The sequence below is a fragment of the Chelatococcus sp. GCM10030263 genome (assembly GCF_042666455.1).
In the GTDB taxonomy this organism is placed as follows: Bacteria; Pseudomonadota; Alphaproteobacteria; order Rhizobiales; family Beijerinckiaceae; genus Chelatococcus.
The window spans coordinates 277,429-292,807 of sequence record NZ_JBHTDB010000016.1; the positions used below are offsets into that span (position 1 = coordinate 277,429).

The following is a 15,379-nucleotide window of genomic DNA, read 5'->3' on the forward strand; positions in this document are numbered from 1 at the left end:
GGCGAGACCAATGACCACATATGCCCCCTTCAAGGGATCGATCCCCGCCCTCGTCACGCCGTTTCGCAACGGTGCCCTCGATGAAGAGGCCTTCCGGGCCCATGTCGCCTGGCAGATCGAGAACGGCAGCCACGGGCTCGTTCCCGTCGGTACGACGGGAGAAAGCCCGACCTTGACGCATGCCGAGCACAAGCGCGTGGTCGAATGGTGCATTGACGAGGCGAGGGGGCGTGTGCCGGTGATCGCGGGGGCGGGGTCCAACAACACCGCTGAAGCCGTCGATCTCGCGCGCCATGCCGAAAAGGTCGGTGCCGACGGCGTCCTTGTGGTCACTCCCTATTACAATAAGCCCGGCCAAGAGGGGCTGTATCAACATTTCAAGGCAATCAACGACGCCATCGGCATACCCATCATCATTTACAATATTCCACCACGCTCGGTGATCGACATGTCCGTCGACACCATGAAGCGGTTGTTCGAACTGCCGAATATCGCAGGCGTGAAGGATGCGACCGCCAATATGGCGCGCGTCAGCCTGCAGCGGGCGGCAATGGGTCCGCAGTTTAATCAACTTTCTGGCGAAGATGCGACGGCGCTGGGCTTTATGGCGCACGGCGGCCACGGCTGCATCTCCGTGACCGCGAATGTGGCCCCGAAACTGTGCGCGGAGTTCCAGGAGGCCTGCTTGGAGGGCGATTATGCGACCGCCCTCGCCATCCAGGATCGGCTGATGCCCTTGCATCATGCCTTGTTCGTCGAAACCAATCCGTCGCCGGTCAAGGAGGCGCTCGCGCTTCTCGGCCGCATGACGCCGGACGTGCGCCTGCCGATGGTCGCCGTGTCGGAAGCCACGCGCCAGATGCTGCGCGAGGCGCTCCGGCATGCCGGCCTGATGAACGGGTGAGGTGATGGCGGAGGCGAAAGATGCCGTCCGGAACGTCGCGGAAAACCGCAAAGCTCGCTTCAACTACGAGATCGTGGAGCGGCTGGAGGCCGGCATCGCGCTGACCGGTACGGAAGTCAAATCGCTTCGTGAGGGCAAGGCCACGATCACCGAGGCCTATGCCGGCCCTTCGGGCGAGGAATTCCTGCTGTTCAACGCCTATATTCCCGAATATCTGCAGGCCAATCGCTTCAATCACGAGCCGCGGCGACCGCGCAAACTCCTTTTGCACAAGCGGCAGATCAACAAGCTGATCGGCGCCACGCAGCGGCAGGGCTTCACCGTCGTGCCGCTCAAGATCTATTTCAATCCGAAAGGCCGCGCCAAGATCGAACTCGCCCTTGCGCGCGGCAAGAACCTCGGCGACAAACGTGAAACCGAGAAGAAGCGCGATTGGGACCGCGAACGCGCGCGGCTGATACGCGAGAAAGGTTGAGCGTCATGGGCAATGTTGTGCCGGACCCGACAGTTCTTCCGCCCAATCTCCCCGTTCCCGAAAATGACGGTGCGGCGAACCATCTGCCGGGAATGAGAGTGCCCGGTATTGCGCTCGCCGGGACCGACGGCACGCAGGTCAATCTCGCCGACCTCGCCGGCGTGACCGTCGTTTATGCCTATCCGCGCACGGGCCGTCCTGGCGAGGCCTTGCCGGCGGGGTGGGACATGATCCCCGGCGCACGAGGATGCACACCGCAGAGCTGTGCCTTCCGCGATCACCATGCCGAACTCAAGGCGCTAGGTGTCCATCATCTTTTCGGGCTGTCGACCCAGGATACGGCTTACCAGCACGAGATGGCCATGCGCCTCCATCTGCCGTTTCCGGTTCTTTCGGACGCAGACCGTAAGCTCACCGAGGCGCTGCGCCTGCCGACGCTCATCGCGGCAGGCATGGTGCTGCTCAAGCGGCTCACGCTGGTCATCCGGGATGGGGTGATCGAGCATGTCTTCTATCCGGTTTTTCCGCCGGATAAGAGCGCGGAAGAGGTCGTCGCCTGGCTTCAGGACCGTCCGTCAACGTAGGCAGGTTCGAGCGCGCCGGGCGGCCCCTGTCTCCGCGGTGCGACACCCGCTTGACCGCGGGCCGGAAGCGGCGCATATCGGTGCGCATGAGTTCGAACATCGCCACCTGCCGGTCTTACTACCGCCCGCTCCCATAAGAGCGGCAGCGATCGATTTCGCTTATTGATCCAATGCCGCCGCCCGGCGGCATTGTTGTTTGAACTCTGTCCCCGTGCGGCGGCCAGCCTCCGGGGATGACATGACCAAAGCCGCCGAAACGCAATCAGACGAGGAGCACCAACCCGATGGGCGGGGCTTTGACGAAGGGCCGCGATGGCGGGGCGCGGCACGGCCGAGCCTCGGCCTGTTCGGGCTCGGCGCCTTTGGCGCCTTTGCCGCTTCCCATCTCGCGCCGTTCTTCGACCTCCATCTCTACGATGCGAACCGCGACGTCGGTGAGATCGCCCGCCGGGTCGGGGCGCATGCGGCTGGGGTTGCAAGCGCTGCGTCGCAAGACATCCTCCTCATGGCCGTGCCGTTCGTCGAAATGGCGGCCCTGGCGAAGGAGGTCGCCGTCCATGTCAGGCCCGGCGCGCTTGTCATCGACGTCTGCTCCATCAAGGTGAAGCCGCTTGCCATCCTGGCCGAGACCTTGCCGGCGGATGTAGAGATCGTCGGTACCCATCCCTTGTTCGGCCCGCAGAGCGGACGGGAGGGCGTTCGCGGCTTGGCGATCACCGTCTGTCCCGTGCGCGGGAGAAGCGGTGCGGCGCTGACGCGTTTTCTCCGCCATCGCCTCGGCCTGGACGTGCGCTGCATGACGGCTGAAACCCATGACGCGCAGATGGCTTATGTGCAGGGGCTCACCCATCTTCTCGGCCGCATGGTGATGGCCGTGGAGCCGCCGAGCATCGCTCACGGCACGCGCAGCTTTGCTCATCTGATGCAGATGGTCGAGGCAGTGCGCCACGACTCAGACGAGCTCTTCCGCACGATTACCGTAGAGAACCCCTTCGCGGAAGGCATCCGGAGCCAGCTGTTGCAAGCCGCTCAACGGCTCTGCGGGCCATGATCGGGTTGAACGATGCTGATGGCTGTTACGTCGGAATGCCGCACCGGAGGGCCGGCCGCGTGATTACGCCTTGGAAGGTAGCGTGGGCAAGCGGCTGGTTTCGCCGAGATAAGTGCGCACCCGCAGGAAAACGGCCTTGAACATGGCAGGGGTGAGCACGCGCGTGCTCGTGTTGTAGCGCGAGCAATGATAGCTGTCGAACAATCGGACTGAGCCGACATCGTGTTCGGCGCCGTGGCCGAAGGCGAGGCGCCCCGGCCGCTCGCCGAGGGCGCGCACGGTGCTGTCGTGGGCGATGCGTCCGAGTGCGACAATAGCTGCTAGCCGCGGCATGGCGGCTATCGTCCGTATCAGAAACTGCCGGCAGGTGACGATTTCCGGGCTGGTCGGCTTGTTTTCAGGCGGCACGCAGCGCACCGCATTGGTCAAAAGGGCATCGTCGAGAACGAGCCCATCCTCCACCGACGCACCGTAGCGGCCGTGGGCGAAACCATATTCCGTCAGCGTCTCATAGAGAAGATCGCCGGCATAATCGCCGGTGAAAGGTCTGCCCGTGCGATTGGCGCCGCGCAGTCCTGGTGCCAGCCCGACAATCAGGAGACGCGCGTCGATGGAACCAAAGGACGGAACCGGTCCGTTGTGCCAGTGAGGCTCACGCGAGCGCCAGTCTTCACGGAAGGCAACCAACCGGGGGCAGTAGGGACAGTTCACATCCGGGTCGCCGGCGGGATGCACGTCCGGCGACGCATGAGCCCACGCGTCGCCCACGGGACTTTCGCTCATCAGGCCGATTCCGGGCCGTCCTCATCGCCGCTCACGGCAGGCTGCCGGATGCCGTAGCGCTTCTCGACCGTATAGCGCGACCGCGTTTCCGCTTTTTCTTCGAAGCCGCCGGCCTGGCTGCTGCGTTGCAGACGCTCAGCCCGCTCGGTCGGATCGCGCCCGATGCGGGGGGCGAGCTGCATGATTTCCAGAAACTCGTCCGCCTGCCGCCGAAGTTCGTCGGCGATCATCGGCGGCTGCGTGGAAATGGTCGAGATCACCGATACCCTGACGCCGCGGCGCTGCATGGCCTCTACCAGCGAGCGGAAATCGCCGTCGCCGGAAAAGAGAATCATCTCGTCGATATAAGGGGCAAGCTCGAGGGCATCGATCGCGAGCTCGATGTCCATATTGCCCTTCACCTTGCGGCGGCCGGTGGAATCGACGAACTCCTTAGTCGGCTTCGTCACCACCCGATAGCCGTTATAATCAAGCCAGTCGATGAGCGGGCGAATAGAGGAATATTCCTGATCCTCGATCAGCGCTGTGTAGTAGAAGGCGCGCACCAGCTGACCGCGAGCTTTGAACTCCTTCAAAAGCCGCTTGTAGTCTATGTCGAAGCCGAGCGTCTTCGTCGTTGCATATAGGTTCGCCCCATCGATGAATAACGCGAGACGTTGAGGGCTTGTCATTGATTTTATCTCAGGTGAGCGTTCTCTAGGAGCCGGTCCCATGCTTCGTTAACACGGCTTCGTGGAAAGTACGGCAATATCACCAATTTCCCATGTCAGGTTCAACTGTTGCTGTTGCACAGTTGGCAGGCGAATTACAAGACCATATTGCCGGAGCGTGGTGAAATGTCCAGCGGCCGTGCAACTTTCGGCTTGAGCTTGGGGATTATCGGATCTGTGCAGCGGTAATGGGTTATTACACGTGCGACGGTCCGTCTGTACTCGCAAGGCTCCTGTCGATAGCTTTAAAATGCGGTTAACCATTTCGGCGCGGCGGCTTCAGGATGGAATTCCTTTCAGGGGCTCGACGGAATCCAGGCCGCGGGCACCGGCGGAGAATCGATCGTCTATCAGGTGCGATCTGCCCTGAATGCGACTGACCGAGCACTATAGGCTATTTTTGCCGAAAGCGAACTGCCACGGAGCCGTCCGCCGTAAAAATCCTGTTAGCCGATCGAGCGCTCGACCTTGCTCACGACAGGCTTGGCTTTGAGCTCGCTGATGACGGCGTTCAGGTGTTTCAGGTCCCACACCGATAGATCGATCACGAGGTCCGTGAAGTCCGGCGTGCGTCGGGTCATCGAGATGTTCTCGATATTGCCGTCGTGCTCGGCGATCACCTGGGCGATCTGAGCCAGCGTCCCGGGCTCGTTGATGGAGTTGAGCTTGATGCGCGCGGGAAAGCGTTGGGCGTTGCGCTCGTCGATGTCCCAGCGCACATCGAGCCAGCGGTCGGGCTCGTTCTCCACCTTGGCGAGTGCCGGCGACTGAATCGGGTAGATGGTGATGCCCTCGCCGGGCGTGAGGATGCCGATGATGCGGTCGCCCGGTACGGCGCCGCCCTCGGGGGCAAAGCGGACCGGCAGATCGCCGTTGAGGCCGCGGATCGGGATGGCATTGCCTTGGGCTTCACCCGCGCCGCCCGGCACCTTGAACTTGAAGGCGCGGCCGCTCTTCAGGCCGAACCAGCCGCGGCCGACGGCGCCGTTATCCACCGGCGGCCGTCGCTCCTCCTTGTAGTCGGGATAGACGGCTTTGACGACGTCGCCCGAGAACATCTCGCCGCGCCCGACGGCAGCGAGCACGTCGTCGACGCTCACCCGCGCGAGCCGGGGCAGGGCGGCCTTCAGCTTGTCCTCGGCGAAGGCCTTGCCTGCCCGCTCGAAAGCGCGCTCGATGATCTGGCGCCCGAGGCCGGCATATTGCCGGCGCACGGCGGCGCGCGTGGCGCGGCGGATGGCGGCGCGCGCCTTGCCGGTCATCACGAGTGATTCCCAGGCCGCAGGCGGAACTTGCTCCTGGGCGCGCACGATCTCGACCTCGTCGCCGTTCTGCAGTTCCGACAGGAGCGGGGCGATACGTCCGTTGATCTTGCAGCCGACGGCAGTGTTGCCGACGTCCGTGTGGACGGCATAGGCGAAGTCGATCGGCGTTGCGCGCCGCGGCAAGGCGATCAGGCGGCCCTTCGGCGTGAAACAGAAGACCTGGTCGTGGAACAGCTCGAGCTTCGTATGCTCGAGGAACTCCTCGGGATTGTCGCCCTCGGCGAGGAGGTCCACCGTGCGGCGCAGCCATTGATAGGCTCGGCTTTCGCCGGCCGCCGCGGTCGACCCGGCGGGTGCCTCCTTATAGGCGGCATGCGCGGCGATACCGTATTCGGCGATGTCGTCCATCTCCTGCGTGCGCAACTGCAGTTCGACCCGCTGGTGGCCGGGGCCGATCACGGTCGTGTGGATGGAGCGATAATCGTTCTGCTTCGGCGTCGAAATGTAGTCCTTGTAACGACCGGGGACCATGGGCCAGGTCGTATGCACGACGCCGAGCGCCCGGTAGCAATCGTCGATGGTCTTCACGACGATGCGGAAGCCGAAGATGTCGGACAGTTGCTCGAAGGCGACCGATTTGCGCTCCATCTTGCGCCAGATCGAATAGGGGCGCTTACGGCGGCCCGTGACGACGGCGCTGATCGATTGGTCCGCAAGACGCGCGGTCAGGTCGCGTTCGATGGCTTCGATGAGCTGTCCGTTGCGCTCCGTCACCTCGTCGAGACGCTTGCTGATGGTCTCGAAGGCTTCCGGCTTGAGGGTCTGGAAGGAAAGGTCTTCCAACTCGTCGCGCATCCACTGGATGCCCATGCGTCCGGCGAGTGGCGCATAGATCTCCAGCGTTTCTTCCGCGATGCGGACGCGCTTTTCCGGCGGTACGAAGTGGAGCGTGCGCATGTTGTGCAGGCGGTCGGCAAGCTTGACGAGAAGCACACGCACATCGGCGGCAATGGCGAGCAGGAGCTTGCGGAAATTCTCGCCCTGGGTCGCCTTCTTCGAGACGAAGTCTAACTTCTTGATCTTGGTGAGGCCATCGACCAGGGCGCCGATCTCGGAACCGAAGAGCCGGTCGATTTCCTCACGCGTGGCATCAGTGTCTTCGATCGTATCGTGCAGCACCGCCGCGACGATCGTCGCATCGTCGAGTTTGAGGTCGGTCAGGATGGCCGCAACTTCGAGCGGGTGCGAGAAGAACAGGTCGCCGGAGGCACGCTTCTGCGAGCCGTGCGCGCGCATGGCATAGACATAGGCCCGGTCGAGCAGCGCCTCATCCGCATCGGGATCGTAGCGCTTCACACGCTCGACAAGTTCGTATTGCCGCATCATGAATTTAAGACATTCCGGACGGGGTGCCGACACACCGCTGACCGAAATATCGTCCCGAACCGTCGCGAGAACAAGCGACAGTACGCGCGAACGACCACAAAAAAGCCCGGCAGAGCCGGGCTTTAGCGAAAAACGTTAACGGACGTTGCCCGCTTATTCCTCGTCGTCGCTTTCGGCCGGCGGCACGAGGCCTTCGAGACCGCGCAGGAGGTCCTCTTCGCTCATGCGATCGAACTGCCCCTCCGGGTCGTCGCTGGTCGCGGCAGCGGTGGGGGCGAGCAGGGGCACGGCTTCGGCCTCGGGCTCGTCCACTTCCACATATTTCTGCAGAGAGTGGATGAGGTCTTCCTTCAGGTCCTCGGGCGTCAGGGTGGAATCCGCGATCTCACGCAGGGCGACGACCGGGTTCTTGTCCTTGTCGCGGTCGATCGTCAGCGGCGCCCCGGCTGAAATCAGACGGGCGCGATGGCTGGCAAGGAGGACGAGCTCGAAACGGTTCTCGACCTTGTCGATGCAGTCCTCGACGGTGACGCGAGCCATGAATGGCTCCTTCTATTGCCGATGTGGATTGGGTTTAATCTCGCTCACTACACCTGTCGTCCCGACGATGCAAGCCCCTCGTCGGCGGGCGCGACGATCCGTCAGGACGGCATCGAAGTGAGCGCGACCAGCTCGTCGCGGCGCGGCTTGCCGCGCGTCATATAGAAGAAGGGAACGGGCGCGCTGTAGGGGAGACCAGCCGCCAGCCGCCGTTCGAGCTCGGTGAGGATGATGCGGGTAATGTCGGGCAGCGGGAGGCGCTCGGTCTCTGCGAAGCTCACCCAGGCGATCTCGACGAATTCGCTGTCCGGCCCGACGAATCCGGGACATTCCCCGACGATCGCCTTGGCGCTCACAGCAAAGAAGCGCGTGTCGAAGCGGCGCGAGCGACCCGGCGGCGTGATGGCGCGGGCGATGAAATGCAGGCCGTCAAGCTCGGGAAAGACCTCTTGGCGTGCGAATTCGCTCCAGGACGGCGGCACGTTCTCCGGCGTGCCGTAATCCCTCGTACCGATGACGAGGCCGGTTTCCTCGAAGGTTTCGCGAACAGCGGTGAGGGCGAGCGCCCGCGGGCGGTCCAGAGCCGAACCGCGGCAGCGTTCGAGAAGCCGTGCTTCGACGGTCTGGTGTAGGGTGCCGGCCGCGCTCATCCGCCGGTCGTCGGGCTCGTAGCGGCCGCCGGGGAAGACGAACATGTCGCCCATGAAGACCTGGCGGGTATGGCGCCGACCCATGAGAACGCGCGGCCGCCGCCGACTGCTGTCGATGATGATCAGCGTGGCGGCGTCGCGCGGCTTGAGAACAACGGCCGGACGTTCCGTCTGCTCAACGAGCGTCATGCAGCCGTCCGCCGACCCGGTCCATGACAGGGTTCTCCGTCTCGTCGCCGAAACCATGCATGCGCATCGCCCATTGATGGGCAACGACGGCGCCTTTGACGGGCTGCATGATCAGGAGGCAGAGCACCAGCGTCATGAGCGGCCAGACCACCATGTGCATCCACAGCGGCAGTTCCGAGATCGCCTCCGCGACGAGGATGCCGCTGACGACCACATGGCCGACGACGCTGATTACGATATAGGGCGGCAGGTCGTCGGCGCGTTCGGCGCTCAAGTCCTCGCTGCAGGCCGCGCATCGGCGCTCGACCTTGAGAAATGAGGAGAACAGGCGGCCCTCACCGCAGGAGGGACAGCGGCAGGCGAAGCCCTTCTTGATGGCCGGCCACCAAGCGCGCTTCTCGTCCATGCCCTCGATGTCGGTCAGTCCTCTGATGGCTGCCATGCCGCCCTCCTACCCGCTACGGTCGCGCGCGCTGTTGCACGTTCCGGTTTGCGGTTCTTTCCTGTCGCGCTTTTTCGCCCACCGCGCAACGCGGCCCCGCGTCGCCCCTCCGACAGAAGCTCGAAACGGAGTGCCCCCGCTACGGGCGCGGCTTCGATGAGGCGTACCTCCACCCTGTCGCCGAGGCGATGGGTCTCGCCGGTGCGGCTGCCGACGAGGGCGTGACGCCCTTCCTCATAGCGGAAATAATCCGCGCCGAGGGTGGCGGCCGGGATGAATCCGTCTGCGCCGGTCTCGTCGAGCTTCACGAAGAGGCCGGCCTTGGTGACCCCGGAGATCTGCCCGCTGAAAGTCGTGCCGATCTGGTCGGCCATATGATGGGCGATGAGGCGCTCGACCGTCTCGCGCTCGGCGGCCATGGCGCGGCGTTCGGCGGTCGAGATCAGCGCGGCCGTCTCGGCGAGCTCGGCCGTGGTCGCCCCTGCCGGCAGGCCGTCGGACCCGAGCTTCAGCGCGCGGATCAAGGCGCGATGCACGATGAGGTCCGCATAACGGCGGATCGGCGACGTGAAATGCGCGTAGCGGCGCAAGTTGAGACCGAAATGGCCGTAGTTCTCCGACGAATACTCGGCCTGGGCCTGCGTGCGCAGGACGACCTCGTTGATGAAGGCGCGATGCTCCGTGCCCTGTACGGCCGCCAGAATGCGGTTGAAGAGAGCAGGGCGGAGGGCCCCCGCCTTCGGCAGCTTCAAGCCGATCGATCCCAGCACCTCGCCGAGCACCCGCATCTTCTCGAGCGAAGGCTCGTCGTGCACGCGGTAGATCAGGGGTGAATGCGCGGCTTCCAACGTCTCCGCCGCGCAGACATTGGCGAGGATCATGAATTCCTCGATCAGGCGATGCGCATCGAGCCGCGGCGGGATGACGACACGGTCGATCGTGCCGTCCTCCTTCAGAATGAGCTTGCGTTCCGGCAGCTCGAGCGCCAGTGGCCCGCGCTGGTCGCGCGCCTTGGCGAGCGCGCCATAGGCGGCCCACAACGGCTTAAGTACGGGCTCGACGAGGGCGGCGGCCGGGTCATCCGCCTCCGCATGGCCGTCGATCGCTGCTTGCGCCTGCTGATAGGCGAGCTTGGCCGCCGAGCGCATGAGGATGCGATGGAAGGAATGGCGCTTCTTGCGGCCCTCGGCATCCACGACGATGCGCACGGCGAGCGCCGGCCGTTCCTCCTCAGGTCGCAAGGAGCAAAGATCGTTGGAGATCCGCTCCGGCAGCATCGGTACCACGCGGTCGGGAAAATAGACCGAATTGCCTCGTTGCAAGGCGTCCCGGTCCATGGCCGAGCCGGGCGTCACATAGGCCGCGACATCGGCAATGGCGACGGTGATGACGAAGCCGCCTGAATTGCCGGGATCGTCGTCCGCCACGGCATGCACCGCGTCGTCGTGGTCCTTGGCATCGGCGGGATCGATGGTGACGAGCGGCAGAGCGCGCCAGTCCTCACGCCCTTTTACGGAAACGGGAGCGGCGAGCTCCGCCTCCTTGAGGGCGCCCGGCGAGAAGGCCTGCGGGATGCCATGGGCGTGAATGGCGATGAGGCTCACCGCGCGTTCGGAACGGATGGAGCCGAGGCGCTCGCGCACCTTCGCGACCGGCTGGCCGAAACGTCCTTGCCGCGCCACCGAGACCGACACCAGGTCGCCGTCCTCGGCCTCGCCGGCCTGTCCTGCCGGAATGAGAAGCTCGCGCCCGAGGCTGCGCTTCTCCACGGGAACGAGCCGCCCGCCGCCGTCGGGCGACGCGCGAAAGATGCCGAGCACCTGCGCCTTCGCCTTCTCGAGGACCTTGATGACGCGGCCGGTATAGGCCGGCCCCTCGTCCTCGCCGCTCGCCTCGACGCGCACGACGGCGCGGTCGCCGACGCCCGGCGGCTTCTGTCCCGGACGGGGCCGGCGTGGCATGGCCAAAACGATCTGTGGCGCTGGTCCGTGTTCTTCCGCGTCCCACTCCGCAGGCTCGGCGAGGAGCTCGCCGTCCTTGTCGCGACCGGTGATGTCGGCCAACACGACGGGCGGGAGCTTTTCAGCACGCGCCAGGCGCTTGCCGCGACGGTTCACGAGACCGTCGTCCTCGAGCTCGCGCAGCATCCGCTTCAGCCAGATGCGCTGCCCGCCGCCGATGCCGAAGGCGCGTGCGATCTCGCGCTTGCCGACCTTGCCGGGTGTCTCGGCGATGAAGGCGGCGAGCGCCTCCTTGGTCGGGAGATGTCCGTCGCTGCCGGTCGCGTTTTGGCGAGGGGCGCCTTTTGAAGATTTGGGGGGGCGGGCCAAGTCACTCGTCCAATCGATGTGAATGTCGTTTCTTGCACGGGCGGCGAGAGATCGCCACCCAGGCTCTATGCCGTCGGTCGCCCTGTCGGTTGCAATTGCACCCCCACCAAGGCCTTGATATATGGAGCCGGCCTTGGAAGTTCGATGGGCCGAGGCAGATAAGTTTACACTAAGGCCGGGATTGAAGGGCGCGCGCAGCGATCTTCAGAGGGACGGCAGCACGCGGGCGAGGAGCCGGTCCGTGACCGCCCCGAGATCATTCGCGCCGGGCGGCCAGGGCGCCGTTGCGAGCCGGGTGCGCGCATAGGCCTCCGCGATCTCGCGCGGCGCCGAGCCGGCGAGGGCCGCGGTTGCCGCAAGCGCCGCGAGCCGGACGACGGCAAAGCGCGCCCGCGCTTCGGCTTGCGGTGCCTTGAGCGCTTCTTCCACGTCGCGGGCTGCCTGCTCGACACCGGGCAAGCCGCGCGCCTCCTCGGTCAGGGTGACGAGAACCGATGCGACCGCCTCGGGTTGCCGCGTCGCCGCCCGCAGGACGTCGAGCGCCATGACGTTGCCCGCTCCCTCCCATATGGCGTTGACCGGGGCTTCCCGGTAAAGGCGCGGCATCGGGCTCTCCTCGATGTAGCCATTGCCGCCCAGGCACTCCATGGCTTCGAAGAGAAAGCCGGGCGCCATCTTGCAGATGGCGAATTTGGCGACCGGTGTCAGCACGCGACTGCGCGCCGCCTCACGCTGCTCGGCCGGGGCGCGGTCGAAGCTTGCCGCGAGCCTGAATGCGAGGGCGGTCGCTGCCTCCGATTCGAGCGCGAGATCGGCGAGAACCGCACGCATCGCCGGCTGGTCGAGGAGCTTGCGCTGGAAGACGGAGCGATGGTGGGCGTGGTGCACGGCAAGCGCCGTGCCCATGCGCAGCAGGCCCGCCGAGGCGACGGCACAGTCGAGCCGTGTGAGCTGCACCATGCGCAGGATGGTGCGGATGCCTTTGTCCTCCTCGCCGATGCGCCAGGCGAAGGCCTCGTCGAACTCGACCTCCGCCGAGGCATTGGAGCGGTTGCCGAGCTTGTCCTTGAGGCGCTGGAAGTGCAGCCCGTTCACATTGCCATCCGGGCGGAAGCGCGGGACGAGGAAGGCTGTCGGCTCGGCGCCGACCTTCGCCAGGACGAGGAAGGCGTCGCTCATCGGCGCGGAAAAAAACCATTTATGGCCGGTCAGCGCATATTCGTCGCCGCTCACCGCCACAGCCGCTGTCAGATTGGCGCGCACGTCGGTGCCGCCCTGCTTCTCCGTCATCCCCATGCCGATGGTGACGCCGTGCTTCTCCCAGAAGGGCAGGAAGCGGCTGTCGTAGCTGCGCGAACGCAAGAGCGGCAACCAATCGCGCAGCCGCTCGGGTGCGGTTTCCAGCGTCGCCACCGAAGCATGCGTCATGGTCATCGGGCAGACGTGGCCGCTTTCTACCTGGGCGGCTACGAAGAGGCGCGCGGCGCGCTCCACATGAGCGGTGCGGGGCGCAGCCGGGGCCCTCGACGTCTGCGGCGTCTCGCGTGCCGGATCCCAGGTCGAGGCGTGCAGCCCGTTCGCGACGCTCGCCCCCATCAGAAGGTGATAGGCGGGGTGAAACTCCACGACATCGGCCCGGCGCCCATAAGGATCATGGGTGCGAAGCGCCGGCGTATGCGTATTGGCGAGACGCGCGAGATCGAAACGCTCCTCGCTGCCCCATTCTTCGCCGTATGAAAGGAAGCCGGCACTGATCGCATCCACGTGGTTATGGCTCAGCGCATCGAGCAGCGGCTGGTCGAGAGCCACCAGATTGACGCCGGTGAACGGCGGCACCTGGTTAAACACTTCGTGGATCCTTGCTTTTGCGGCCAATGCGGGCGTCCTCGTCTTCGACCCTCGTTGCAGACCCCCTCTTAAGGCGGACCACGGGACCGTCCAGAAATCAAGGCCAGCCGCGGGATCCGGCGCGGTGCTTCACCGAATCTTAGAGAAAAAGATGCCAAGCATGGCAAGTTTTTCTGATCCAGACGACGGAATGGCCGAGAGGACGACAGGCTTGCCGCGCATGAGACGCATTTCTCTCGAAGGCAGGTTGTTGCTTCTGGCTGGTGTGCCGATCGCCGGGCTGGTCGTCGGAACGCTGTTCTCCCTGGTCGCTCAAAATTTCGCGGAAAATGCCCAAAGCGCGCTCATCGCGTCCGTCTCGGCGGCGCGCGTCGCGTCGAACCTGCGCAGCGAGATCCGGATCATCGGCGCATCCATCGACGAGATGCTGAACGACCCCGGACCGCGCGGCGAGGAACTGACGCGGCGTCACGCGGCCATGGCGCGGGCAGAAGCGGGAATGCTGCGGCAGAAGCTCTCTTCGGCCGCTTCCAGTCGTGAATCGGCGGCTGTCGGTGCACGTTTCGAATCGCTCAATCACCGCATCGACGAGTTGGCGGAACTCAAGGCCGGGCTTGATACGCAGGCCAACGCGGTGGACCAAACTGGTCAAGGCGCGGAACAGACCCTCGATGCCGTTGTGACCGGACAACCCTTTCAAGGCCGGGCGGAGGCCGCACAGCCCATCATTCTGTCCTTCGCCAATATGCGCATGCGCGAAAAGAGCTATCAGTTAGTGCGTGAACCGGCCCAGCAGCGCGCCTTCGAGCAATATTTCGAATCCTTGGCTGCGCAGATCAGTCCCTACAGCGCCCGGGGGCAGGGCCTACAGCCGCTCACCGACCAGCTTGCCCGTTATCGCCAGGCCTTCGAGGGCTGGGTCTCTGCCCAGCATCGGCTGGACGAGGTCAAGCTGATGTTTGATTCCGAACTCGACGAGCTCGGCGCCATCATGGAGCGCCTGATCAGGCAAGCCAACGAGGAGGAGCGGCAGGCGGCGGCGCGATTGGGACGCGTCAACCGCCTGGCCAGTGAAAGCCAGACGATCGCGGTGGTCCTGACGGTGATCATGGCGCTCGGTCTGGCCTATTTCCTCGGCCGCAGCATCGCCGTGCCGCTCCGGCGCATCATCAAGGCCATGCGGAGGCTGGCCGCCGGTGACACCGAAATTGTGGTGAGCGATCTCGGCCGTGGCGACGAAATCGGCGACATGGCGCGCGCGCTCGCGGTGTTCCGCGATCACGCGGTCGAGCGCGACGAGCTACTCGCCCTCGAGCGGCGCCAGGGGGCGGCGAGCATCGAGCAGGGCATGCGCACCAATGCCTTGATCGTCGGTTTCGAGCAGGCGATTGGGGAAACCTTGAGCGACCTGCGCGATGGCGCGACCCAGCTCGACGAGATGGCATCCCGTCTGCACGAAATTTCCGCCGATGTCGCCAACCGGGCGCGCGATGCCGATAGTGCCGTTTCCACCGTGTCGCAGAATGTCGCCTCGGTGGCCGGCAGCATCGAGGAACTGACCGCCTCGACCGCGGAGATCGCGAGTCAGGCCAAGCGCTCCGACGAGGTGGCGGGCAGGGCCGTGCGCGAGGTGCACCAGACGGTGCGCAGCATCACCGGCGTGACCGACAAGGCCTCCGAGATCGAGGGAACCACCACGATCATCCAGCAGATCGCCCAGCAGGTGAACCTGCTTGCGCTCAATGCCGCCATCGAGGCTGCCCGTGCCGGGGAGGCCGGACGGGGATTTGCGGTCGTGGCGCAGGAGGTCAAGTCGCTCGCCACCCAGAGCGCGCAGTTTGCGAGCGAGATCTCCGAGAAGATCCAGGATATCCACCAGGCGTCGCAGGGAGCAACGGCCTCGGTTGGTCAGGTCAGCGCCATCATCGGCGATCTCTCGCAAATCGCCACCGCCGTGGCGCAGGCAGCCGAAGAGCAGCATGCCATCGTGAGTCATATGGCCGAGACCACCCAGAGCGTTTCGGCGCAAGGGCGTGCGGGCGTTTCGTCCATGCGCAGCGTGGAGACCCGCATCGCCAATGCCGCTGACGCTGCGTCCCTCGTTCACGACTGGTCGTCGCGATTGACACAGCAGGCCAATCACTTGGAACGCGAGGTCCGGCTGTTCCTCGTGAATGTGCAAAGACGGCAAAGTGCGGCTTGACAGGCGGGTGAGGCGATGC

General features: G+C 64.9%; 13 protein-coding genes. 5 read left to right on the top strand and 8 right to left on the bottom strand.

The window, feature by feature from the left end:
* Window positions 1-10: 10 nt before the first annotated feature.
* The 4 genes from dapA (at window position 11) to ACFQU1_RS23690 (ending at window position 3,014) form a co-directional block, all read left to right on the top strand.
* On the top strand, window positions 11-904 hold the full coding sequence (gene dapA, locus ACFQU1_RS23675) for a 4-hydroxy-tetrahydrodipicolinate synthase (protein WP_378137412.1): 894 nt from the start codon (window positions 11-13) through the stop codon (window positions 902-904).
* A 4-nt stretch (window positions 905-908) separates the two neighbouring features.
* On the top strand, window positions 909-1,379 hold the full coding sequence (smpB, locus tag ACFQU1_RS23680) for an SsrA-binding protein SmpB (RefSeq protein WP_378137414.1): 471 nt from the start codon (window positions 909-911) through the stop codon (window positions 1,377-1,379).
* A 5-nt stretch (window positions 1,380-1,384) separates the two neighbouring features.
* On the top strand, window positions 1,385-1,963 hold the full coding sequence (locus tag ACFQU1_RS23685) for a peroxiredoxin (protein WP_378137417.1): 579 nt from the start codon (window positions 1,385-1,387) through the stop codon (window positions 1,961-1,963).
* A gap of 238 nt (window positions 1,964-2,201) precedes the next feature.
* On the top strand, window positions 2,202-3,014 hold the full coding sequence (locus ACFQU1_RS23690; RefSeq protein ID WP_378137419.1) for a prephenate dehydrogenase/arogenate dehydrogenase family protein: 813 nt from the start codon (window positions 2,202-2,204) through the stop codon (window positions 3,012-3,014).
* Window positions 3,015-3,077: 63 nt separating this feature from the next.
* Here the strand turns inward: ACFQU1_RS23690 and ACFQU1_RS23695 are convergent, their stop codons facing one another.
* From ACFQU1_RS23695 to ACFQU1_RS23730, 8 genes are all read right to left on the bottom strand, one after another.
* On the bottom strand, window positions 3,078-3,797 hold the full coding sequence (locus tag ACFQU1_RS23695) for a uracil-DNA glycosylase (RefSeq protein WP_378137421.1): 720 nt from the start codon (window positions 3,795-3,797) through the stop codon (window positions 3,078-3,080).
* Window positions 3,797-4,468 (bottom strand): NYN domain-containing protein, encoded by a 672-nt coding sequence (locus ACFQU1_RS23700; protein WP_378137423.1) that lies wholly within the window; start codon window positions 4,466-4,468, stop codon window positions 3,797-3,799. The genes ACFQU1_RS23695 and ACFQU1_RS23700 overlap by 1 nt, the downstream gene beginning before the upstream one ends.
* Before the next feature lie 485 nt (window positions 4,469-4,953).
* Window positions 4,954-7,158, bottom strand: a complete 2,205-nt coding sequence (locus tag ACFQU1_RS23705) for a RelA/SpoT family protein (RefSeq protein ID WP_378137425.1) — start codon at window positions 7,156-7,158, stop codon at window positions 4,954-4,956.
* A 153-nt stretch (window positions 7,159-7,311) separates the two neighbouring features.
* Window positions 7,312-7,698, bottom strand: a complete 387-nt coding sequence (rpoZ, locus tag ACFQU1_RS23710; protein WP_378137427.1) for a DNA-directed RNA polymerase subunit omega — start codon at window positions 7,696-7,698, stop codon at window positions 7,312-7,314.
* 101 nt (window positions 7,699-7,799) lie between these two features.
* Entirely contained in the window at window positions 7,800-8,537 is a 738-nt protein-coding gene (locus ACFQU1_RS23715) for an NUDIX hydrolase (RefSeq protein WP_378137429.1), read from the bottom strand.
* Window positions 8,524-8,979 carry a DUF983 domain-containing protein gene (locus ACFQU1_RS23720; protein ID WP_378137431.1) on the bottom strand — a complete coding sequence of 152 codons (456 nt, stop codon included), beginning with the start codon at window positions 8,977-8,979 and terminating at the stop codon, window positions 8,524-8,526. The genes ACFQU1_RS23715 and ACFQU1_RS23720 overlap by 14 nt, the downstream gene beginning before the upstream one ends.
* Window positions 8,958-11,309 (bottom strand): ribonuclease R, encoded by a 2,352-nt coding sequence (gene rnr / locus ACFQU1_RS23725; RefSeq protein WP_378137433.1) that lies wholly within the window; start codon window positions 11,307-11,309, stop codon window positions 8,958-8,960. Before rnr ends, ACFQU1_RS23720 begins: the two co-directional genes overlap by 22 nt.
* Before the next feature lie 204 nt (window positions 11,310-11,513).
* Window positions 11,514-13,166 carry an acyl-CoA dehydrogenase family protein gene (locus tag ACFQU1_RS23730; protein ID WP_378138335.1) on the bottom strand — a complete coding sequence of 551 codons (1,653 nt, stop codon included), beginning with the start codon at window positions 13,164-13,166 and terminating at the stop codon, window positions 11,514-11,516.
* Between the two features lie 211 nt (window positions 13,167-13,377).
* Here ACFQU1_RS23730 and ACFQU1_RS23735 point away from each other — a divergent pair, with 211 nt between their 5' ends.
* Window positions 13,378-15,360 (top strand): methyl-accepting chemotaxis protein, encoded by a 1,983-nt coding sequence (locus ACFQU1_RS23735; protein ID WP_378137435.1) that lies wholly within the window; start codon window positions 13,378-13,380, stop codon window positions 15,358-15,360.
* The last annotated feature ends 19 nt before the right edge of the window (window positions 15,361-15,379 follow it).